The following is a 733-nucleotide window of genomic DNA, read 5'->3' on the forward strand; positions in this document are numbered from 1 at the left end:
TCTGTCTCGATTTTGGATTGACGAACAATCGTGCTGCCTTAACAAAGATCTACCTCCTCATATCGGATAGTAGATGCTCTCTCAAAACCCTCAATTGGCGAATTACATCGAAGAGCCATTCGGCGATCTCTTTATCGAAGAAGTTAGCCACGGCAAATCAAGCTTTAGGAACATCCGGATTACCAGCCAAGCAGGCGCCGTTTACTTTCAGAACCTCGTCCAAGCGACGCTAGACGACCATGAGCGCAAAAGACGGCTTCGCCGATCAGGCACGCGCTATCCAGAGCCTTTRCCTCCGGCAACCCCGGCTCGGCTTCTTTCGAAAGAAGCAGAAGATTTCCTCAACGACAAAAAACGGCAAAATCGCGAGCAGACAACCATTGATGCATATCGCCGGACGCTTGCGATCCTGCAACGGGTCACTGGCGATATTTCGGTTGCAGGCATCAATCACACGCATATCTACGAGATGTGGGACCTATTGCGCTGGGCTCCAGAAGACTTCATGTCCAACCCCGCCTATCAGAAGCTCGATGTCAAAGGACTGATCGCGAAGGGGCAGGCGCTGGGCAGAACTCAGCCCGCCAATGCAACGCTTGAATTGCACCGCCGTTTATTGAGCGCCTTCTTCAATACGCTGCACGAGGCCGGAGCCATCCCGCATTCGCCGATGACCGCGTTCAAGGCCCCTCGTAAAGATCTTGTCGTTGATCCAGAAGAGCCAGAGCGACTG

At 53.0% G+C, this 733-nt stretch carries 1 pseudogene; it reads left to right on the top strand.

Annotated features, from left to right (window positions below):
• Window positions 1–73 precede the first annotated feature (73 nt).
• A pseudogene (locus tag AC1DQP_RS21190) lies at window positions 74–733 on the top strand (integrase); the annotation flags it as partial.

The sequence above is a fragment of the Stenotrophomonas sp. P5_A8 genome (assembly GCF_056400545.1).